General features: G+C 73.2%; 18 protein-coding genes and 2 tRNA genes. 13 read left to right on the top strand and 7 right to left on the bottom strand.

All coding sequences use genetic code 11. The annotated features are described in order from the left end of the window. Nucleotides 1–106: 106 nt before the first annotated feature. From E9565_RS17485 to rpmH, 7 genes are all read right to left on the bottom strand, one after another. The gene (locus E9565_RS17485) at nucleotides 107–1,159 is read right to left on the bottom strand and encodes a ParA family protein (protein WP_236826804.1); all 1,053 of its coding nucleotides are present in this window, start codon (nucleotides 1,157–1,159) and stop codon (nucleotides 107–109) included. 96 nt (nucleotides 1,160–1,255) lie between these two features. Continuing rightward, nucleotides 1,256–1,912 (bottom strand): 16S rRNA (guanine(527)-N(7))-methyltransferase RsmG, encoded by a 657-nt coding sequence (rsmG, locus tag E9565_RS17480; RefSeq protein WP_236836093.1) that lies wholly within the window; start codon nucleotides 1,910–1,912, stop codon nucleotides 1,256–1,258. Nucleotides 1,913–1,938: 26 nt separating this feature from the next. Further along, complete coding sequence (locus E9565_RS23370) at nucleotides 1,939–2,331, bottom strand: R3H domain-containing nucleic acid-binding protein (RefSeq protein ID WP_236836091.1); 393 nt, start codon at nucleotides 2,329–2,331, stop codon at nucleotides 1,939–1,941. A gap of 42 nt (nucleotides 2,332–2,373) precedes the next feature. Continuing rightward, the gene (gene yidC, locus E9565_RS17470) at nucleotides 2,374–3,480 is read right to left on the bottom strand and encodes a membrane protein insertase YidC (protein ID WP_236826807.1); all 1,107 of its coding nucleotides are present in this window, start codon (nucleotides 3,478–3,480) and stop codon (nucleotides 2,374–2,376) included. Continuing rightward, nucleotides 3,473–3,859 carry a membrane protein insertion efficiency factor YidD gene (gene yidD / locus E9565_RS17465; RefSeq protein ID WP_236836088.1) on the bottom strand — a complete coding sequence of 129 codons (387 nt, stop codon included), beginning with the start codon at nucleotides 3,857–3,859 and terminating at the stop codon, nucleotides 3,473–3,475. The genes yidC and yidD overlap by 8 nt, the downstream gene beginning before the upstream one ends. Next, nucleotides 3,856–4,236, bottom strand: coding sequence for a ribonuclease P protein component (gene rnpA / locus E9565_RS17460; RefSeq protein ID WP_236826809.1), 381 nt, complete (start codon nucleotides 4,234–4,236; stop codon nucleotides 3,856–3,858). The genes yidD and rnpA overlap by 4 nt, the downstream gene beginning before the upstream one ends. A gap of 1 nt (nucleotide 4,237) precedes the next feature. Next, nucleotides 4,238–4,375, bottom strand: coding sequence for a 50S ribosomal protein L34 (gene rpmH, locus E9565_RS17455; RefSeq protein ID WP_091930872.1), 138 nt, complete (start codon nucleotides 4,373–4,375; stop codon nucleotides 4,238–4,240). Between the two features lie 724 nt (nucleotides 4,376–5,099). Between rpmH and dnaA the strand changes: the two genes are divergently transcribed. The 13 genes from dnaA to E9565_RS17390 all read left to right on the top strand — a co-directional run bounded on the left by dnaA (nucleotide 5,100) and on the right by E9565_RS17390 (nucleotide 21,096). After that, a complete protein-coding gene (gene dnaA, locus E9565_RS17450; RefSeq protein ID WP_236836083.1) occupies nucleotides 5,100–6,857 on the top strand; it encodes a chromosomal replication initiator protein DnaA in 1,758 nt (585 codons plus the stop codon). Between the two features lie 922 nt (nucleotides 6,858–7,779). Further along, nucleotides 7,780–8,940, top strand: coding sequence for a DNA polymerase III subunit beta (dnaN, locus tag E9565_RS17445; RefSeq protein ID WP_236836081.1), 1,161 nt, complete (start codon nucleotides 7,780–7,782; stop codon nucleotides 8,938–8,940). Nucleotides 8,941–8,986: 46 nt separating this feature from the next. After that, entirely contained in the window at nucleotides 8,987–9,958 is a 972-nt protein-coding gene (gene gnd, locus E9565_RS17440; protein WP_255715191.1) for a phosphogluconate dehydrogenase (NAD(+)-dependent, decarboxylating), read from the top strand. Between the two features lie 88 nt (nucleotides 9,959–10,046). After that, nucleotides 10,047–11,225, top strand: coding sequence for a DNA replication/repair protein RecF (recF, locus tag E9565_RS17435; RefSeq protein WP_236826813.1), 1,179 nt, complete (start codon nucleotides 10,047–10,049; stop codon nucleotides 11,223–11,225). Beyond that, nucleotides 11,222–11,722 carry a DUF721 domain-containing protein gene (locus E9565_RS17430; protein ID WP_236836078.1) on the top strand — a complete coding sequence of 167 codons (501 nt, stop codon included), beginning with the start codon at nucleotides 11,222–11,224 and terminating at the stop codon, nucleotides 11,720–11,722. The genes recF and E9565_RS17430 overlap by 4 nt, the downstream gene beginning before the upstream one ends. A 43-nt stretch (nucleotides 11,723–11,765) precedes the next feature. Then, entirely contained in the window at nucleotides 11,766–12,758 is a 993-nt protein-coding gene (locus E9565_RS17425; protein ID WP_236836076.1) for a hypothetical protein, read from the top strand. Between the two features lie 14 nt (nucleotides 12,759–12,772). Continuing rightward, a complete protein-coding gene (locus tag E9565_RS17420) occupies nucleotides 12,773–14,560 on the top strand; it encodes an ABC transporter ATP-binding protein (RefSeq protein ID WP_236836074.1) in 1,788 nt (595 codons plus the stop codon). A gap of 417 nt (nucleotides 14,561–14,977) precedes the next feature. Further along, nucleotides 14,978–17,008, top strand: a complete 2,031-nt coding sequence (gyrB, locus tag E9565_RS17415; protein WP_236826817.1) for a DNA topoisomerase (ATP-hydrolyzing) subunit B — start codon at nucleotides 14,978–14,980, stop codon at nucleotides 17,006–17,008. Nucleotides 17,009–17,125: 117 nt separating this feature from the next. After that, the gene (gene gyrA / locus E9565_RS17410; protein ID WP_236826818.1) at nucleotides 17,126–19,594 is read left to right on the top strand and encodes a DNA gyrase subunit A; all 2,469 of its coding nucleotides are present in this window, start codon (nucleotides 17,126–17,128) and stop codon (nucleotides 19,592–19,594) included. Between the two features lie 107 nt (nucleotides 19,595–19,701). After that, entirely contained in the window at nucleotides 19,702–20,445 is a 744-nt protein-coding gene (locus tag E9565_RS17405; RefSeq protein ID WP_236826819.1) for a DUF3566 domain-containing protein, read from the top strand. A gap of 256 nt (nucleotides 20,446–20,701) precedes the next feature. After that, nucleotides 20,702–20,775 (top strand) — tRNA-Ile (locus E9565_RS17400). An 82-nt stretch (nucleotides 20,776–20,857) separates the two neighbouring features. Further along, the gene (locus E9565_RS17395; RefSeq protein WP_170852331.1) at nucleotides 20,858–20,998 is read left to right on the top strand and encodes a DLW-39 family protein; all 141 of its coding nucleotides are present in this window, start codon (nucleotides 20,858–20,860) and stop codon (nucleotides 20,996–20,998) included. A 25-nt stretch (nucleotides 20,999–21,023) separates the two neighbouring features. Further along, nucleotides 21,024–21,096 (top strand) — tRNA-Ala (locus tag E9565_RS17390). Nucleotides 21,097–21,199 lie beyond the last annotated feature (103 nt).

Here is a 21,199-nt window from a genome sequence, read left to right as displayed (position 1 = left end):
GGCGACCGGGGGAGGGGTGGGCGCCGGGCCCGTGGGGATGAGCGCCGCCAGCCCGCGTCCCAGGCCGCCTCGCTTCGTCATCGCTGCTCCTCGCTGGCAGGGGTGGTCACTGGGGGTCCTGGCGGAACGGCACCGACGTCTCCCCGAAGGCGAGGGCGCCGACCGGGGTGGCCCCGTTGCCACCCGCAGCCGCGTCGAGCCGCTCGAGCGCGACACCACGCTGGGCCAGCTCCCGGGCGGCCTCGACGTAGCTGGTCGAACCACGCGAGCCCGGGTCGTAGGTGAGCACCGACTGCCCGTAGCCGGGGGCCTCGGAGACGCGGACGTTGCGGGGGATGACCGCGTCCAGGACCAGCTCGCCGAAGTGGTTGCGCACCTCGTCGGCCACCTGGTCGGCGAGCTTGGTCCGCCCGTCGTACATCGTCAGGAGGATGGTCCGGACGGCGATCCCGGGGTTGAGGTGCTGGCGGACCAGGTCGATGTTGTTGAGCAGCTGACCGAGGCCCTCGAGCGCGTAGTACTCGCACTGGATGGGGATGAGGACCTCGTCGCCGGCCACCAGCGCGTTCAACGTCAGCAGCCCCAGCGACGGGGGGCAGTCGATGAGCACGTAGTGCGGGCGGCGTTCCCGCGGGAGCGCCGCCACGTAGGCCTCGATCGACCGGCGCAGCCGGTGCTCGCGGGCGACCACCGAGACCAGCTCGATCTCGGCGCCGGCGAGGTCGATGGTCGCCGGGACGCAGAGCAGGTTGGGGCTGGCCGTCGTCTGGTGCACCACCTCGGAGAGCGTGCTGTCGCCGACGAGCGCGTCGTAGATCGAGGGCGTGCCCACGGTGTGCTCCACGCCGAGGGCGGTGCTCGCGTTGCCCTGCGGGTCGAGGTCGATCACCAGGGTCCGCAGCCCGTACAGGGCGAGCGCCACCCCCAGGTTCACCGTGGACGTGGTCTTGCCGACCCCGCCCTTCTGGTTCGCGATGGTGATGACCCGGATGCGCCCGGGAGCCGGGAACGGCTCCTGCTCGGCGGCGTGCAGCACGCGCGTCGCGCGCAGGGCCTCCATGGCGATCGGGCTGTCGAAGTCCGCGAGCCCACCCGAGGACGTCGTCGCCGACTGGTCAGCGGCGAGGCTGCTGCGCAGCCGCTCGCCCGGGTCGGTCATCGCAGGTCCTCCCTCTGCCGGCGTTTCACGTGGAACGGGTCGGGTAGCGCTGGCTGTTCCACGTGGAACAGGACGCGCGTGGGCCTGCCGGCGCCGTCACCGGTCCCCCCGTGTCATGACCACCACGGTAGTGGCAGCGTCCCCCAGTGATGCACCGACGGCCCGTGCCTCGATGTCGCGCATCCCGGCGGCGTGCAGCTCGGGGCGGAGCGCCGGCAGCTGGGCGAGCGCGCGGGCTCCGACGAGCGCCACCAGCTGGGCACCCGGCCGGAGCAAACCGCGGCACCAGCCGACCAGGCGGGGGAGCGGTGCGACGGCCCGGGCCGTGACGACGTCGACCCGGCCGACGGCGGCGACGACCGATCGGTCCTCGGCGCGGCCCCGCACCACCCGCCAGGCGGCCGGTGGCTCGGCCAGATCGGCGACCGCCTCCTCCAGGAACTCCACCCGGCGAGCCATCGGCTCGACCAGCGTCAGCGCGATGTCGGGGCGGGCCAGGCCGAGGGGGATCCCGGGGAGACCGGCACCGCTGCCCACGTCGACCACCCGTGCGTCGCGGGGAACCGCCTCGGCCACCGCCGCGCTGTTGAGCACGTGCCGCTCCCACAACCGCGGGACCTCGCGCGGCCCGATCAGGCCCCGGGTCACCCCGTCGGAGGCCAGCCGGGCCACGTAGCGCTGCGCCGCGGGGAGGGCCGCGCCGAACACTGCGCCCGCCTGCGCCGGCGCGGCCGGGACCTGCGGCACGTCCACGGCGCCGGCTCCGGGACCTGCCCCGCTCACCTGTCGGGCAGGACCACGACGCGGCGGCGGGGCTCCTCGCCCTCCGACTCGCTGTGCACCCCCGCGACCGAGGCGATGACGTCGTGCACGACCTTGCGCTCGAACGGGTTCATCGGGCTGAGCCGCTCGGGCTGCCCGCTGGCGGCGACCCGCCGCGCGGTCTCCGCGGCCAGCGAGGTGAGGTCCGCCCGTCGCTTGGCCCGGTACCCGCCGACGTCGAGCATGAGCCGGCTGCGCACGCCGGTGGACTGCGCGACGGCGAGGCGGGTGAGCTCCTGCAGCGCCTCCAGCGTCGCACCGTCCGGCCCGATGAGGTCGCCCAGCTTGCCCCCGACGATCGCGACCGATGCCCGGTCGCCCTCGACGTCGAGGTCGATGTCGCCGTCCACGTCGAGGCGGACGGGACCGGCGGTCGAGCGGTACGGCGGAGGTCAGCGACGCTTCCGCTTCCCACGGTTGGCCGGCCCCTGGCCCGCGCCGGGGCGGGACGTGCGGCCCGAACCCGAGCCGGCGGAGCGCGACCCGGCGGACCCGTTGCCCGTCGACCCGTTCGCGGTGGAGCCGCCGGCTGCAGGGTCCGGCCCGACGACGCCGTCGCCGTCCACGGTGCTGGACGGGGCGACGGTGCTGCCCGACGGGCGACCCTGCTTGGGGCGGACCGGCTTGGCGCCGGGCTTGGGAGCCAGCGTCTTGGGGTCGATCGCCGGCTTCTCCGCCGCGGCCTTGGCCTTGGCGGCGTCGGAGCCGGGCGGCGGCATCTTGCGCAGGATGAAGAACTGCTGGCCCATGGTCCACAGGTTGTTCGTCATCCAGTAGATGAGGACACCGATCGGGAAGATGAACCCGGAGACGAAGAGGCTGATGGGGACGCCGTAGAGCATCAGCTTCTGCACCATCGCGGCCTGGCCCTCGACCGGGCCCGAGCGCGCCATGATCTGCTTCTGCGTGAAGTACGTCGTGAAGCACATGACCACGATCAGCGCGAACGCGACGATGCGGATGTTCGTGTAGTTGACGCCGGCGATCCCGAGGATCGCCTCCTCCTTGGCGCCGCTCATGTTGAACGACGCGGAGATCGGCGCACCGAAGAGCTGCGCGCGGGCGGCCTGGTCGGTGAGCTCGTCGGTCCAGGAGTAGAGCCCCTGCTTGTCCGGCGCGAGCCGGCGCAGGACGTGGAACAGCGCCAGGAAGACCGGGATCTGCGGCAGGATCGGCAGGCAGCCGGCCAGCGGGTTGACGCCGCGCTCCTTCTGGAGCTGCTGCATCGCCACCGCCATGCCCTGGCGGTCGCTGCCGTACTGCTTGCGCAGCTTGGCGATCTCCGGCTGGAGCTCCTGCATCGCCCGCTGCGACTTGACCTGCTTGACGAAGAGCGGGAAGAGGATGAGCCGGATCGTGACGACCAGGAAGACGATCGCGAGCACCCAGCTCAGGCCGCCGAGGGCTGTCTCAGGCGCCGGGTCGCCGAAGACCAGGTTCCACAGCGAGTGCCACCGGGCCATGACCCAGGAGATGGCGGTGTACAGCCAGTCAAGCAACGGAGGACTCCTCCTGCGGGGTCCGGCACGCGGCCGGCGGGGTGGCCTCGCGGCCGGGGTCATCGGACGGCGCGACCGGAGGACGTGCCGCTGGGGTGGACGAGCGGGAGCCCGTCCCGGTTCCACGGGCCGGCGGGACGGGGTCGACCCCGCCCGGGTGCCAGGGTGCGCACTTGGCCAGCCGGACCAGCGTCAGCCAGCTGCCCCGGCCTGCGCCGTGCCGCGCGACCGCCTCGGCGGCGTAGGCGCTGCACGTGGGGTGGAACCGGCAGCGCGGCGGGAACGCCGGGCTGATGGCGCGGGAGTAGAAGCCGACCGCGCGCAGCAGCAACCGCGCGGCGGCGGAACGCCGCGGGTCCGGCCCCGCCGGGCCGGTCATCGCCGGGGCCCCCGGTCGCCGAGCAGCCGGTCCAGGCCTGCGGTCAGGTCGCGGTGCAGCGCCGCCGAATCGGCGTCCGCGGCCTCGGGGCGGGCGCGGACGACGAGGTCCGCGCTCGCGGGCAGCCGGTCCAGCTCCGTGCGGACGACGGCACGCAGCCGGCGGGTCACCCGGTGGCGGACCACCGAGTTGCCCACGCTCCTGCCCACCACGAAACCGGCCCGCGCAACCGCCGGCGACGAGGTGTCGCCGGCCGGCTGCTCGGGCCGTTCGGGGAGGTAGTGCAGCACCATGGTCGGCCGCCCGGCGCGCCGGCCGGATCGGACCACCGCGGTGAACTCCGGGCGCCGGCGCAGGCGTGCCTGCGCAGGCAGCACGTCAGGCGGAGAGCTTCTCGCGGCCCTTGCGCCGACGGGTGGCGAGGATCGCCCGGCCGGCGCGGGTCCGCATCCGCAGCCGGAAGCCGTGGGTCTTGGACCGGCGGCGGTTGTTCGGCTGGAAGGTGCGCTTGCTCACGAGGTACTCCCACTACACGGCATCGGCGGTGCGGCCCCGTCGGTGGACGGGGACGCGCGGGGTGACGGTGGCGGCGTCCGCCGCACCCGGCACCCCAGAAGCTGGCACTGCGGACGGCGACGCCCCGACCTGGCCGCGCAGGCGCACTGCGGCGGCCGGGAACGGGCACACCCGTCCACAGACTCCCGCCAGCATAGCCGAGGACCGGCGCCGGGCGGCGGCCGGTCGCAGGCCGACCGCCCATCCTGCCGCCGGACCCGGGGCGCACGCCGCCCGGCGCGCCGGTGCCGCCCGTCACCGCCGCTTCCCGTGCGGCCGCCCGAGCACGGACAGGCCGCACGGGGCGACGCGGGTCCGTCGCCCCTGTCGGCGTTGCCCGGCTGTGGATGAAGCTGTTAGCGTCGCCGTCGCTCCGCGTCGGGCGTCAGGGTCACGACGCGTGGGCCGACCCCGTCGGTCGACCGACCGCCGGACCTCCCCTCCAACCGTCGCACACCGGCCGTGACCTGCAGCGATGCTCTTCCGGCCGGATCGCCGTGCGACGCCGGCCCAGCACCTCGCCGGCCGTGCACAGCCTGTGGACACCCGTGTGGAACACCTGCGCCCGCGCGTCCACAGCCGCGGGCACGGGTGGATGCTGGACGGATCACGGGGGGAGCTCGGCGCGGACCGCCGGGCGTACCGGACCGGCCGTGGGGTCGACTGCATGGGAGGACGAAGCGGGATGGCCGACACGCCGGATCTGCCAACTGTCTGGGACCAGATCCGCGAGCGGCTGGCGACCAGCCTCTCCCCGCAGCAGAACGCGATGCTGAACCTCACCCGGCCCGTCGGCCTGTTCGAGGGCACCGCGGTGCTGGCCGCTCCGAACGAGTTCACCCAGACGGTGCTCGAGTCGCGCATGCGCCGGGTGCTGGCCGAGGCCCTGTCCGAGCAGTTCGGGCGGGACATCCACGTCGCCGTCCAGCTCGAGGACGCGCCCCCCGCGCCGGTGGTCGCGCCCCTGGACGAGGAACCGACGCGCCGCCCCTGGTCGGCGGTCGAGGCGCAGCGCGCCGAGGAGGACCAGGCGACCCGGGACCGTGCCGACGACGGGCGCAGCGCGTTCGGCGTCCGCACCGACGTCGTCGGCACTCCGGCGCCGTGGGACCGGCCCGCGTCCGCCGACCGGCCGATCGGCCACGACTTCCCCGAGATCCGGGAGCTGCACCCCGCCGACGGCCCGCCGCGTCCCCCCGCCGACCGCGGGGCGCCCGAGGACTGGAGCACCACGACCTGGGGCGGTGGCGCGGCGGCGCCGGCCGACGACCGGGACTGGGGCGGGGCCGGGACCGCGCCGACCGCCGACGTGCTGCCCTTCGACGTCGACGCCGCGGCGGGGGAGCAGCGCCGGTCCGGGGCCGTGCCCCGCGGCCGCCGTCCGGAGGGCGGCCGGCCGGCCGGCCTGGACCCGGGGCTCAACCCCAAGTACGTCTTCGACAGTTTCGTCATCGGCAACAGCAACCGCTTCGCCCACGCCGCGGCGGTCGCGGTCGCCGAGGCGCCGGCCCGCGCGTACAACCCGCTGTTCATCTACGGCGAGTCCGGCCTGGGGAAGACCCACCTGCTGCACGCGATCGGCCACTACGCCGCGCGCATGTTCCCCAACGTCAAGGTGCGCTACGTCAGCACCGAGGAGTTCACCAACGAGTTCATCAACCTGGTGCACTCCGGCCGGGCCGAGGACTTCCGCCGTCGCTACCGGGACATCGACTTCCTGCTCATCGACGACATCCAGTTCCTGGAGCGCGCCGAGCGGACGCAGGAGGAGTTCTTCCACACCTTCAACACCCTGCACAACGCCAGCAAGCAGATCGTCATCACCTCCGACCGGCCGCCGAAGAAGCTGACGACGCTGGAGGACCGGCTGCGCACCCGCTTCGAGTGGGGCCTGATCACCGACGTCCAGGCGCCCGACCTCGAGACCCGCATCGCGATCCTCCGCAAGAAGGCGTGGGGCGAGCGGCTGCAGGTGCCCGACCAGGTGCTGGAGTTCATCGCGTCGAAGGTGCAGACCAACATCCGCGAGCTGGAGGGCGCGCTGATCCGCGTCACGGCGTTCGCGTCGCTGAACAAGCAGCAGGTGGACCTGCCGCTGGCCGAGCTGGTGCTCAAGGACCTGATCAGCGACGAGCAGGGCCCGCAGATCACCGCGGCGATCATCATGGCCGCCACCGCGGAGTACTTCTCCGTGACGATGGAGGAGCTGCAGGGCACCAACCGCAGCCGCACCCTGGTCAACGCGCGGCAGATCGCGATGTACCTCTGCCGGGAGCTCACCGAGCTGTCGCTGCCGCGCATCGGGGCGTCCTTCGGCGGCAAGGACCACACCACGGTCATGCACGCCGTCAAGAAGATCACCAACCTGATGAGCGAGCGGCGGGCGACGTACACGCAGGTCACCGAGCTGACCGCCCGCATCAAGAGCCGCGCCCGGCAGTAGGAGCGGCCGCGCCCTCCCCACCCCTCGCACGCTCGGGGCGGTGCCCTGGTCGGGGCCGCTCGGCGGGGCTCTCCGCGGCCTTCGGCGGTGACGCAGCGCAGCCGGTGGAGTCACCGTGCGGACACCTGCCGGCCACCGTCCCGACGCGGTCGACAAGTCATTGTCCACACCTGTGTGGATCCCTGGGGATGGCGGAACCGCTGGTTCTGCGCACGATGACCCGTGTGACGGCGGTGGCCGGCGTCGACTCGTCGAGAAGTTGTCCCCAGGGATGTGCACAGCTGGGGGAAAGTCCGGTCGACACCGTTCCGCCGCCGCGCGACCCGGCCCCGCGGGTCGGTCGCCCGGCAGCACGCCGCATCCGGTCTGCACGCGGCTGACCTGCGCGGATGGCCCTGAGGGACGACCCGGCCCGCACCCGTGCCCACCGGCCCCGCGCAGCCGGTGCACACCACCTGGGGACGAGCCGGGGAGACGCGGGGGACAGGACGTGGACCACCGGCGGTCACCGTGCACAACCGTCGATCTGTCCACGTGTCGACAACAGGGGGACGGTGACCACCCACAACCGGCCAACACCCCGGATCGATCGCTGACCTGCGGAAAGGGCTCCGATCCCCAGCTTCCACACCAGTGATGACGAGGATGAAGGAGTTATCCCGGAGATTTCTCGAACCACAGTCCGGGTGGGGACGCTCCGCTGGGTCGGGTGCCCGGCTCCCCGAACCCGGGCACCAGCGCCCCCAGCACCACCAGCAGCCCATCGAGGGACGGGGGTTTCCCCACGGAGGGCTGCAACAGGCACGATGAGCACCGCAGCGGAGCCATCGCCCCGCGGCAGGACGACGACGAGCTCCGCACCCGTACCGGCCACCTCCCCGGCCGGCGCACGGGCGCGGACCGAGCAATGGGTGGTCGAGAGATGAAGTTCCGGGTGGCACGTGAGGTGCTCGCCGACGCCGTCGCCTGGACGGCGCGCAGCCTGCCGCCGCGGCCGTCGGTCCCGGTGCTGGCGGGCATCCTGCTCGAGGCCGACGGGAACCAGCTGTCGGTCTCCGGCTTCGACTACGAGGTCTCGGCGCGCTCGGAGGTCGACGTCCAGACCAGCGAGAGCGGGCGGGTGCTGGTCCCGGGCCGGCTGCTGGCCGAGATCACCCGTGCGCTCCCGCCGCACCCGGTCGAGATCACCGCCGAGGGCCCGCGCCTCGCGATCACCTGCGGCAACGCCCGCTTCAGCCTGCCCACGCTGCCGGTCGAGGACTACCCGTCCCTGCCCGCCATGCCGTCGGCGGCCGGCATCGTCGACAGCGAGGTCTTCAGCGAGGCGGTGGCGCAGGTCGCCATCGCCGCGGGGCGGGACGACACGCTCCCCATGCTCACCGGTGTCCGCCTGGAGATCGACGACGACCAGATCACCCTGGCCGCCACCGACCGCTACCGCCTCGCCGTCCGCGAGTTCGCCTGGCGCCCCCAGACCTCCGGCCTGTCCGCGGCCGTGCTGGTGCCGGCGCGCACGCTGGCCGAGGCGGCCAAGACGCTGACCAGCGGGCCGGAGATCACCCTCTCGCTGTCCTCCGGCAGCTCGGGCGAGGGCATCCTCGGTCTGTCCGGCAAGGACCGGCAGACCACCACCCGGCTGCTGGACGCCGAGTTCGTGAAGTACCGCGCGATCATGCCGTCGGAGTCGTTCGCCAACGCCACGCTGCCGGTCGGCCTGTTCACCGACGCGGCCAAGCGCGTGGCGCTGGTCGCCGAGCGGGGGACGCCGCTGCGCTGCGAGTTCAGCCCCGGTCAGGTGACGCTGCGCGCCGGGGGCAGCGACGACGAGGGGCAGGCTGAGGAGCGCTGCGACGTCGACTTCGACGGCGAGCCGCTGACCATCGGCTTCAACCCGACGTTCCTGCTCGACGGCCTGGCCGCGGTGCACACCGGGCGGGCCCGCATGGACTTCACCAGCCCGCTCAAGCCGGCCGTGCTCTCCGGCGTCGACGAGCCGCCGGCCGACGGGGACGCGCCGCCGGTGCCCGCCGAGCGCGCGGGCAGCTACCGGTACCTGATCATGCCGGTGCGGCTGCCCGGGTGATGCCGGGCGTCGCCCGGGCAGGCGGGAGCGTGCCCGGGCGAGCACGATGGCAGGGAACGCAGTCGAGGTCGAAGAGGGGCGAGTCGTGCAGCTGGGTCTGATCGGGCTGGGGAAGATGGGCGGCAACATGGCCGAGCGGCTGCGCCGCGCCGGTCACGAGGTCGTGGGCTACGACCGGTCACCGGGGAAGCGGGACGTCGAGAGCCTGCCCGCACTGGTCGAGGCGCTCGCCGAGCCCCGCGTCGTGTGGGTGATGGTGCCCTCGGGCGAGCCGACGCGCGCGACCGTCAAGGAGCTGGCCGGTCTCCTCTCCCCCGGTGACGTGATCATCGACGGCGGCAACTCCAAGTACACCGACGACCAGGTGCACGACGTCATGTGCCGCGAGAAGGGCATCGGCTACATCGACTGCGGCGTCTCCGGGGGCGTCTGGGGCCTGGAGAACGGCTACGCGCTCATGGTCGGTGGCACGAAGGAGGACGTCGCCAAGGCCCAGCCGATCTTCGACGCCCTCAAGCCGCCGGCCCCGGTGGACGAGTCCGGGCAGGAGATCCCGGGCGCGGGCTACGTGCACGCCGGCCCCGTGGGCGCCGGCCACTTCAGCAAGATGGTCCACAACGGCATCGAGTACGCCCTCATGCAGGCCTACGGCGAGGGGTACGAGCTGCTCGCCGCGGTCGACCTCATCGAGGACGTCCCCGGCGTCATCGCCTCCTGGACGCAGGGCACCGTCATCCGCTCCTGGCTGCTGGACCTGCTGGTCCGGGCGCTCCAGGAGGACCCCGCGCTGGAGCGCATCTCCGGCTACGCGGAGGATTCGGGCGAGGGCCGCTGGACGGTGGAGCAGGCGATCGAGAATGCCGTCCCCATGCCGACGATCGCGGCGTCGTTGTTCGCCCGCTTCTCCTCGCGCCAGGACGACTCGCCGACGATGAAGGCCGTCGCCGCGCTGCGCAACCAGTTCGGTGGTCACGCGGTCCGCGCCGTCCAGGCGCAGGAGGCCGAGCGGCCCGCCTGAGAAAGGACCCCCCTTCCCCCCACGCCTCGCTCCGCTCGGCGCGGGTCCCTGAAGGGGGCCGTTCCAGGCCGTCGCCTGAAAGGCTGAGATGTACCTGAGGCACCTGCAGGTCGGGGACTTCCGCAGCTGGGAACGGGTGGACCTGGCCCTCGGCCCGGGGCCGACGGTGTTCGTCGGCCGCAACGGGGAGGGCAAGACCAACCTCGTCGAGGCGGTCGGCTACCTCTCGACCATGAGCAGCCACCGGGTGTCGGCCGACGCGCCGCTGGTCCGGCACGGGGCGGGGCAGGCGGTGGTGCGGGCCGCCCTGCGCCGCGGTGACCGCGAGCTGCTGGTCGAGATCGAGATCAACCCCGGCAGGGCGAACCGGGTGCGGGTGAACCGGGCGGCGCTGCCGCGGCCGCGCGAGCTCCTCGGGCTGGTCCGCACGGTGCTCTTCGCCCCGGAGGACCTCTCGCTCGTCCGTGGCGACCCGACCGAGCGGCGTCGGTTCCTCGACGAGCTGCTGGCCACCCGGACCCCCCGGCTGGCGGGGGTGCGCAGCGACTACGACCGCGTGCTCAAGCAGCGCAACGCCCTGCTGAAGACCGCCCGGCTGGCCCGTGGCAAGGCGGTGGAGACTCTCGACGTCTGGGACGGCCACCTCACCGACCTCGGCGCGCAGGTCCTCGCCGCCCGCCTGCGGCTGGTCGCCGACCTCGCGCCGCACGTCGCCGACTCCTACGCCGGCGTCGCCGGGGCGGGTGCCGCCGCGGCCGGGCTCGGCTACAGCTCGACGGTGCCGCTGGCCGGTGAGGGCGCGGCGCTGGTGCCCGGCACCGCGCTGCCCTCGGTGGAGGAGCTGGCCGAGTCGATGCGCGCCCGCATCGCCGAACGCCGGGGCGACGAGCTCGACCGCGGCATGACGCTGGTCGGCCCGCACCGCGACGACCTGGTGATCCACCTGGGTCCGGCCCCCGCGAAGGGTTTCGCCAGCCACGGCGAGTCGTGGTCGCTGGCACTTGCCCTGAAGCTGGCGACCTTCGCGCTGCTGCGCAGCGAGGGCGAGGACCCGATCCTGGTGCTGGACGACGTCTTCGCCACCCTGGACGCCGAGCGGCGGGCCGCGCTGGCCGCCGTCGCCCGGTCGGCCGAGCAGACGCTGATCACCGCGGCCGTGGTCGACGACGTGCCGGCCGAGCTCCGGGGGACCCGCGTCGAGGTGGGTGGCGGCATGGCGCTCGTGGTGAAGGATGCGGTCCCGGTGGGCGAGGGAGGCATGCCGTGAGCGACGACCGGCCGGCACGACCCAGCGACGTCGCGCGCGCCGCGCTCGAGGCGGCCCGCGCCGCGTCGGCGTCCCGGCCGCAGCCCACCCGGCGCCGGATCGCGGGGCCGCGCCGAACCTGGACCGGCCCCCGCCCGGGCGCCGACGACCCGCAGCCGCTGGGCAACCTCGTCGACGCCCTGGTGAACCAGCAGGACTGGTCGGCCCGCACGAAGGTCGGCTCGGTCTTCGGCCGCTGGGACGCGATCGTCGGCCCGGACATCGCGTCGCACTGCCGGCCGCAGACCCTCACCGAGGGGGAACTGCTGGTCGTGGCCGAGTCCACGGCCTGGGCGACGCAGCTCCGCCTGCTGGCCCCGTCGATCCTCGGGAAGCTGCGGGCGCAGGTCGGCGGGGACGTCGTGACGAGGTTGCGCGTTGTCGGACCGACGGCTCCCAGCTGGAAGAAGGGTCCGCGCTCGGTGCGCGGGCGGGGACCGCGCGACACGTACGGATGAGGCGCCCGCCCGGCGGGCCGGCGCCGGGGAGGACGATGCAGGCATGAGCACCCCCCGCGACCGTGACCGGGACGGCTTCGACGACGGCGACGGCCGCGGCTGGCAGGAGCCGCCGCACCTCGGTGGCGGTGGGTCCGGCGACGACGAGGACCGCCCCAACGTCGCCGACCGGCGGAAGACGCCCCGTGACGAGCCGCCGGCGAACCAGCCCTGGCAGCCCCCGGGCTGGGACCTGCCCGCCGCGGAGCCCGACCGACCGGCCCCTCGCGACGACGCCCCGCCCGCGCAGTACCCGCCGCCGCAGGTGCCTCCCTCGGAGCAGGCGCCGTACCCGCCGCAGCAGCACCCGCAGGAGCAACACCCCCCGCAGGGCTTCCCGCCCCCGGAGCAGCCGGCTCCGCGCGGCCTGTTCGGCCGTCGCCGCCGCAAGCCGGGTGCGGTGGAGCAGGTGTTCCGCTACGAGGGCGACCTCGTGGGCGCCCAGGGGTGGGCGCTGCAGCAGGGCTGGACGGTGTCCGACGGCACCGCTCCGCAGGACGCGCCCCTGGCCGACCTGATCGCGAGCGCCCCGGTGCGGGCCACCAAGGACCACCGGGCCGGGAACGTCCTGCGCGGCCGGGTGGGGACCCTGGAGCTGGTGGCGTTCGACGTGGTCTACGCGTCGGGGCGCTACCTGGTGCCGGAGTACGCGATCACCGCCGTCCCCATGCTGGGCAGCGTGCCGGGTTTCCGGCTGAGCCCGGCGCGCTTCTGGCGGCACCGGACCGGTGGCCTGGTGCCGATGCCCAGCGGGGACCAGGCCTTCGACGCCCGCTGGCTGCTGCTGGCGGCGGAGGACGACCCGCGGCTGCGCCGGCTCGCGCAGGACCCGGCCGTGCACGCCCTGCTGCTGGGCAGCGACGACGGTGACGAGTTCTGGTCGGGCGCGGGCGACCACATAGCGGCGATCCGGCCCGACGGGCACCGCCCGCAGCTGCTCGAGCACCACGCCCGCCTGCTGACGGCGATCACCGCCGCCCTCACCTCGGGGTACTGAGGGCGCCCGCACCCGTGAGCGCACCCTCCTCGGCGGACGGCGCCGGCGCGGCCGGGGGCACCGAGCCGCCCCCGGCCGCGCGGCTGCGCGACCTGCTCCCCCTGCTGCGGCCGCACCGCCGCCGGCTGCTGCTCGCCGCGGGGCTGTCGCTGGTCGGTGCGGCCGCCGCGCTCGCCCAGCCGGCCCTGGTGGCCCGGGTCATCGACGTGGTGGGGGCCGGTGAGCCGCTGCTGCCCGCGGTCGCCCTGCTGGTGGTCGTCCTGCTGGTGGCCTCGGCCCTGGGCGCGCTGCAGGGGTTCGTGCTGCAGAGCACCGCCGAGGGGTTCGTGCTCACCACCCGGCTGACCCTGGTCGACCGGCTGCTCCGGCTGCCGGTGGCCGAGTACGACCGACGGCGCACCGGTGACCTGATGTCCCGGGTCGGCTCGGACACCACGCTGCTGCGCGCTACGGTCACCTCCGGGGTGGTCGACGTCGCCGGATCGGTGGTGGTCGGGGCCGGCGCGCTGGTGGCGATGGCCGTCGTCGACGTCTGGCTGCTGCTGGTCACCGTGCTGGCCGTGGCGGTCGGGGCGGTCACCGCCGTCCTGGCCTCCCGCGGCGTGCGCCGGCTGTCCCAGCGGGCGCAGGAGGAGGTGGGCGCGATGACGGCGGCGGTCGAACGGGCGCTGTCGGCGGTGCGCACCATCCGGGCCAGCGGGGCGACGGGGCGGGAGATCGCGGCGGTCGGCGGCAGTGCCCGGCGCGCGTACGCGGCCGGGGTCCAGTTGGCCCGGCTGGAGGCGCTAATCTCGCCGGCCGGGTCGATCGCCGTCCAGGGCGCCTTCCTGGCCGTGCTCGGCGTCGGTGGCTACCGGGTGGCCAGCGGGTCGATCACCGTGGCGTCGCTCGTGGCGTTCATCCTCTACCTGTTCCTGCTGGTCATGCCGCTGGGACAGGCGATCGCCGCCTGGACCCAGCTGCAGACCGGCCTGGGGGCGCTCGCCCGCATCCAGGAGGTGCTGGCCCTCCCGCCGGAGCAGGACGAGCGTCCGCAGCGGGCCGGGTCACGACCGGCCGGGCCGGTGGCGGGCGCGCCGCTGCTCGAGCTGGACGACGTCTCGTTCGCCTACCCGGACGGGACGCCGGTGCTGCACGGGGTGTCCCTGCAGGTCCCCGTCGGCAGCCGGGTGGCGCTCGTCGGCCCCTCGGGGGCGGGCAAGTCGACGGTCCTGGCGCTGGTCGAGGGCTTCTACCCGCACGCCGGCGGGACCATCCGGTGGGCGGGCACCGACGTCCGGGAGCTCCCCCGGGCGGCCCTCCGCGCGCGGCTGGGCTACGTCGAGCAGGAGGCCCCCGTGCTCGCGGGCAGCGTGCGGGACAACCTGCTGCTGACCCGGCCGGACGCGACCGACCCGGACCTGTGGGCGGTCCTCGCCGACGTCGGCCTCACCGACGTCGTCCGGCGCTCGCCGCGCGGGCTCGACGTGCTGGTCGGTGACGAGGGCGTGCTGCTGTCCGGGGGCGAGCGGCAGCGGCTGGCCATCGCGCGATCGCTGCTGGCCCGCCCGGAGCTGCTGCTGCTTGACGAGCCGACCGCCAGCCTGGACGCGCGCAACGAGAACCTGCTGCGCAGCACCCTGGCGGCGGCGTCGAGCGGGCGGTCGCTGCTGGTCGTCGCCCACCGGCTGTCCACGGTGCTCGACAGCGACCAGATCGTGGTGCTCGACGAGGGCCGGGTGGTCGCCCGGGGGACCCACGACGAGCTGGTCGGCAGCAGCCCCCTGTACCGCGAGCTCGCGGCCGCCCAGCTCCTGGTCTGATCGGACTCCGGCCGCGACCAGGGTCCCTGGTCGCGGCGCGTCCTCCCTCGCGGTGGACGGTGCGGGAGGACGCCGCGCGGTGCGGGCGACGACGGCCTCGGCACGCGACGGGACCCCCCTGAGGCCTGTGTTCCACGTGGAACGCGACCGACCGGTGGTGGCCCCGCCCGGCACCCGACCGGCTAGCGCCGCCTTTGACGGCGTGTCGGAGCGGGGGCCAAGCAGGATGGTGGAGAGAACCGCGGGAGCGGCGCAGACACGACGTCAGGGCGTGCACGGCACGGTTCCTGTCGTACCTCGCGGTATCGTGGGAGACGAAAACCGTCAGCAACCGGCTGAGCGCCCTCCTGCGCCGTTCCGGCTCCCCGTGCGTGCTCGGGGCCCCGGCGCGCCGGTTGCTCGAGAGGAAGGCCCCACGTGGTCGCAGCACCCCAGGTCGACAACACCTACTCCGGCAGTTCCATCACCGTCCTCGAGGGCCTCGAGGCGGTGCGGAAGCGCCCCGGTATGTACATCGGCTCCACCGGTGAGCGCGGTCTGCACCACATGGTGTGGGAGGTCGTGGACAACGCCGTCGACGAGGCGCTGGCCGGCTACTGCGACACCGTGAAGGTCACCCTGCTCGCCGACGGCGGCGTCCGGGTGGAGGACAACGGCCGCGGCATCCCGGTGGACATGCACCCCGTCGAGAAGCGGCCGACGGTCGAGGTCATCATGACCGTCCTGCACGCGGGCGGGAAGTTCGACGGCAAGAGCTACGGCGTCTCCGGTGGTCTGCACGGCGTCGGCGTCACCGTCGTCAACGCCCTCTCGACCAGGCTCGACGTCCGGGTCTGGACCCGCGGCAAGGAGTGGCACCAGGAGTACACCGAGGCCAAGCCGGGCCCGCTCGTGGAGGTCGGGCCGACCGACAAGCGCGGCAGCCAGATCACCTTCTGGGCCGACGGCGGCATCTTCGAGACGACGACCTACTCGTTCGACACGATCAACCGCCGGCTGCAGGAGATGGCCTTCCTGAACGCCGGGCTGACCATCGTCCTGCGCGACGAGCGCCCGGGTCACGCCAAGGCGGAGACGGGTGTCGGCGAGGAGTCGCTGGCCGAGGCGGCCACCCCGGCCGAGGCCGAGGACGAGGCGTTCGAGCCGACGGAGGTCACGTACCGGTACGACGGCGGCCTCGTCGACTTCGTCGGCCACATCAACCGGCGCCGGACGCCGATCCACAAGTCGGTCATCGGCTTCTCCGCCGAGGGCACCGGCAAGAACGATATGGCCATGTCCGTGGACATCGCGATGCAGTGGTCCGACGCCTACTCCGAGTCGGTGCACACCTTCGCCAACGTCATCAACACCCACGAGGGCGGCACGCACGAGGAGGGCTTCCGCGCGGCGCTCACCTCGATCGTCAACCGGTACGCCGTCGAGAAGAAGCTGCTCAAGGAGAAGGACGAGAAGCTCACCGGCGACGACATCCGGGAGGGCCTCGCCGCGATCGTCTCGGTCAAGATCGGCGACCCGCAGTTCGAGGGCCAGACCAAGACCAAGCTCGGCAACACCGAGGTCAAGGGCTTCGTCCAGAAGATCTGCAACGAGCAGATCGGGCACTGGTTCGAGTCCAACCCCGCCGAGGCCAAGACGATCATCACCAAGGCCGCCTCGGCCGCCCGCGCCCGGCGCGCCGCGCAGGACGCCCGCAAGCTGGCCCGCAAGAGCCTGCTGAGCAACAACTCGCTGCCGGGCAAGCTGGCCGACTGCCGCTCCACCGACCCGCGGGCCTCGGAGATCTACATCGTCGAGGGTGACTCCGCCGGCGGTTCGGCGAAGTCCGGCCGCGACTCGATGTTCCAGGCGATCCTGCCCATCCGCGGCAAGATCATCAACGTCGAGAAGGCGCGCATCGACCGGGTCCTCAAGAACGCCGAGGTCCAGTCGATGATCACCGCGTTCGGCACCGGCATCCACGACGAGTTCGACATCTCGAAGCTCCGGTACCACAAGATCGTGCTGATGGCCGACGCCGACGTCGACGGCCAGCACATCAGCACCCTGCTGCTGACCCTGCTGTTCCGCTTCATGCGCCCGCTGGTCGAGGGCCAGTACGTCTACCTGGCCAAGCCCCCGCTGTACAAGATCAAGTGGGGTGGCAAGGTCGGCGACGAGTACGCCTACAGCGACCGGGAGCGGGACGCCGTCGTGAAGGCCGGCGTCGATGCGGGCCGCAAGATCAAGGACGAGATGATCCAGCGGTTCAAGGGGCTCGGCGAGATGAACGCCAGCGAGCTCTGGGAGACCACGATGAACCCCGAGACCCGCATCCTGCGCCAGGTGACCCTGGAGGACGCGGCCGCGGCGGACGAGATCTTCAGCGTGCTGATGGGTGAGGACGTCGAGGCCCGCCGCAGCTTCATCACCCGCAACGCCCGGGACGTCCGCTTCCTCGACGTCTGACACCACCCCGTCCTCCTCACGCCTCGCACGCTCGGGGTAGGGAGGGCGGGGCCGGGCCATAGCCGTCGACTTGGCCTTTTGTCCACCCCTGTGCACCGACCTGTGGAGACCTGAACCGTGACGGAGACCCCACCCCGCGACCGCGTCGAGCCGGTCGACCTCCAGCAGGAGATGCAGCGCAGCTACATCGACTACGCCATGAGCGTGATCGTCGGGCGCGCGCTGCCCGAGGTCCGTGACGGCCTCAAGCCGGTGCACCGCCGCGTCCTGTTCGCGATGTACGACCAGGGCTTCCGGCCCGACCGCGGGTACGTGAAGTGCGCCCGCCCGGTGGCCGAGGTCATGGGCAACTACCACCCGCACGGCGACTCGGCGATCTACGACGCCCTCGTCCGCCTCGCCCAGCCGTGGTCGATGCGCTACCCGCTCATCGACGGCCAGGGCAACTTCGGCTCCCCGGGCAACGACCCGGCGGCCGCCATGCGGTACACCGAGTGCCGCCTGACGCCGCTGGCGATGGAGATGCTGGCCGGCATCGACGAGGAGACCGTCGACTTCCAGGGCAACTACGACGGCCGCACCCAGGAGCCGGTCGTCCTGCCCGCGCGCATCCCGAACCTGCTGATCAACGGCTCCGCCGGGATCGCGGTCGGCATGGCCACGAACATGCCGCCGCACAACCTGCGCGAGGTGTCCGAGGCCGTCTTCTGGATGCTGGACCACCCCGAGGCGGAGGCCGAGGAGGCGCTCACCGCCTGCATGGAGCGGATCAAGGGCCCCGACTTCCCGACCCACGGCCTCATCGTCGGCCGCGAGGGTATCGAGGACGCCTACCGCACCGGCCGCGGCTCGGTGCGCATGCGCGCCGTCGTCACCGTCGAGGAGGACGCCCGCGGTCGCGTGCAGCTCGTCGTCACCGAGCTGCCCTACCAGGTCAACCCCGACAACCTGGCCGAGAACATCGCCGACCTGGTCAAGGAGGGGCGGCTCCAGGGCATCAGCGAGATCGCCGACGAGTCCTCCGACCGCGTCGGCCGCCGGCTGGTCATCACGCTGCGCCGTGACGCGGTCGCCAAGGTCGTCCTGAACAACCTCTACAAGCACACGCAGCTGCAGACCTCCTTCGGCTGCAACATGCTCTCGATCGTCGACGGCGTGCCGCGCACGCTGCGCCTGGACGAGCTGGTGCGCAACTGGGTCAACCACCAGATCGAGGTCATCCAGCGGCGCACCCGGTACCGGCTGCGCAAGGCCGAGGAGCGCGCGCACATCCTGCGCGGCTACGCCAAGGCCCTCGACCAGCTCGACGAGGTCATCGCCCTCATCCGGCGCAGCCCCTCGGCCGAGGAGGCGCGCGGCGGCCTGATGGAGCTCCTGGACATCGACGAGGTCCAGGCCATCGCCATCCTCGACCTCCAGCTGCGCCGGCTGGCCGCGCTCGAGCGCCAGCGGATCATGGACGAGCTGGCCGAGATCGAGGCCCGCATCGCCGACCTGCAGGCGATCCTCGCCTCGCCGGAGCGCCAGCGGCAGATCGTCAAGGACGAGCTCGCCGAGATCGTCGAGAAGTACGGCGACGACCGCCGGACGAAGTTCGTCCCCAACGAGGGCGACGTCTCGATGGAGGACCTCATCGCGGAGGAGGAGGTCGTCGTCACCATCACCCGCACCGGCTACGCCAAGCGGACCAAGAGCGACCTCTACCGGTCGCAGCGCCGCGGCGGCAAGGGGGTGATGGGCGCCCAGCTCAAGCAGGACGACATCGTCGACCACTTCTTCGTGGGGTCCACCCACGACTGGATCCTGTTCTTCACGAACAAGGGCCGGGTCTACCGCGCCAAGGCCTACGAGCTCCCGGAGGCCAACCGCACCGCCCGGGGCGCGCACGTCGCCAACATCCTGGCCTTCCAGGGCGACGAGAAGATCGCCCAGGTCATGCAGATCAAGGACTACACGGTCGCCCCGTACCTGGTGCTGGCCACCGCCAAGGGGCAGGTCAAGAAGACCCGGCTGACCGACTTCGACTCCCCCCGACAGGGCGGCGTCATCGCGATCAACCTGCGCGACGGCGACGAGCTGGTCGGCGCCTCGCTGATCGACCCGGAGCAGGACCTCCTGCTGGTCACCCGCAAGGCGATGTCGATCCGGTTCAAGGCCGACGACGCCGCACTCCGGCCCATGGGGCGCGCCACCGAGGGCGTCCGCGGCATCTCGCTGTCCGAGGACGACCGCCTGCTGTCGATGATCGTCGTCCAGGAGGGCGTCGACGTGCTGGTCGCCACCGAGCGCGGATTCGCCAAGCGCACCGGGATCGAGAACTACCCGAACCAGGGTCGCGGCGGCAAGGGCGTGCTCACGGCCGACCCGAAGGCCCGCAAGGGGGCGCTCGTCGGGGCGCTGTCGGTGACCCTCGGCGACGAGCTGTACGCGATCACCTCCGGTGGCGGTGTCATCCGGACGCCGGTCAACGGCGTGCGGCACAACAAGGACCGGGCCACCATGGGCGTCAAGCTCATGAACTTGCCGGAGGACGTGACGATCGTGGCGATCGCGCGTACGACGGACAACGACGAGCCCGCCGCCTAGGGTGAGTAGCTAGTCACGCAAGCGACTGCGGCTCCGCGGCGGCCAGAAACCGCCGCGGAGCCCGGCACTGGAGGAGCGGCGTCGCCGCTGCGGAACGGGAGACTGGCATGAGCGACCGGACGCACGGTTCGGTGCGCACCGACTCCCGGGCAGGGGACGGGAGCGCGGCGGAGGGCAGCCCCGCGGACGGGGCGCCGGCGCCCACGCAGTCCATCCCCGCCACCGGCAGCCAGCGGGCGCAGTCACCCGGCACGGGAGCGGCACCGGTCGTCCCGCAGCCGCTCAACCCGTCGACCGGTGCCACGCCGGCGCAGCAGGGTGCCACCCAGCAGGGTCCGGTGCAGCAGGGCGCGGCGGGGGACGAGACGGCGCAGCAGGCGCCGGTGGCCGACGCGGACGCCGCGGCCGGCGGCTCCGACGACGACGGCGCCCCGCGGGGCGTCTCCGTGGGCGGGGCCCGCACCGGCCGGGGCAAGGCCGGCCGCGGACCGCGCCGCGCCCGCCTGCAGGTGCGCCACATCGACACCTGGTCGGCGCTGAAGATCTCCCTGATGCTGTCGATCGCGCTGTTCTTCATCTGGATGGTGGCGGTCGGCCTGCTGTACATGGTCCTCGGCGGCCTGGGCGTCTTCGAGGCCGTGAACGACCTGTTCGGGCAGATCGGCAGCGCCTCGGGTTCGGAGTCCACCGGCGACGTCGTGACGCTGGGCGTGGTCTTCTGGGGCGCGGCGGTCATCGGGGCGATCAACGTCGTCCTGCTCACCGCGCTGTGCACCGTCGGCACCTTCATCTACAACTTGTGCTCCGACCTCGTCGGCGGGCTCGAGGTCACCCTCTCCGAGCGGGACTGAGCACTTCGTCGTCCTCCGGACGACACCGCGGCCACGTGCCGTCCCCCGCGGGGCGGAGCGTGGCCGTCGTGCCATCCCGGGACTCTCCGGGCCCCACTCGGCCCGACACCGCGGCCACGTGCCGTCCCCCGCGGGGCGGAGCGTGGCCGTCGTGCCATCCCGGGACCCTCCGGGCCCCACTCGGGGCGACCTCGCCGAGGGTGTCGGACCCCCTGCAGGCGTCGTGCGGGGGTCACGTATGCTGTTCGAGGTCCACGGGCCTGTAGCTCAGGCGGTTAGAGCGCATCCCTGATAAGGATGAGGCCGGAGGTTCAAGTCCTCCCAGGCCCACCCGTGTACCGGAGCCTCGCGGTTCCGCGTCCCCCCGCACGTCGCCTCCGCGGCGAGCGAAGCGCCCGAGGAGGTTCTCCGCGTGCTGAAGAAGCTGGCGCTCGTCGCCGCCGCAGCCGGTGCACTCGTCGCCGTCCGGAAGCGGTCCACCGACCGGACCGAGGCCGATCTCTGGCGCGAGGCCACGAGCGGCCCGGGCGCCGTCAGCACGCCCACCCGCTGATCCACCGGCCCGCGCAGGGCCACCCGGGGACGTAGCTCAATTGGCAGAGCACCGCCTTTGCAAGGCGGGGGTTAGGGGTTCGATTCCCCTCGTCTCCACACCTGCGATGTCGCGGGACACCGTTCACAGGTGTCCCGCGACATCGTTCACGTTGGGGCTTGGCGTTGGTAGTCCCGGGTCGGGTCGAGCTGCAGATCGGTG

This window comes from Blastococcus sp. KM273129 (genome assembly GCF_021698995.1).
Lineage (GTDB): Bacteria > Actinomycetota > Actinomycetes > Mycobacteriales > Geodermatophilaceae > Blastococcus.
The sequence above is the reverse complement of the archived record's forward strand: the minus strand, read 5'-3'. Positions and strand labels throughout refer to the sequence as shown.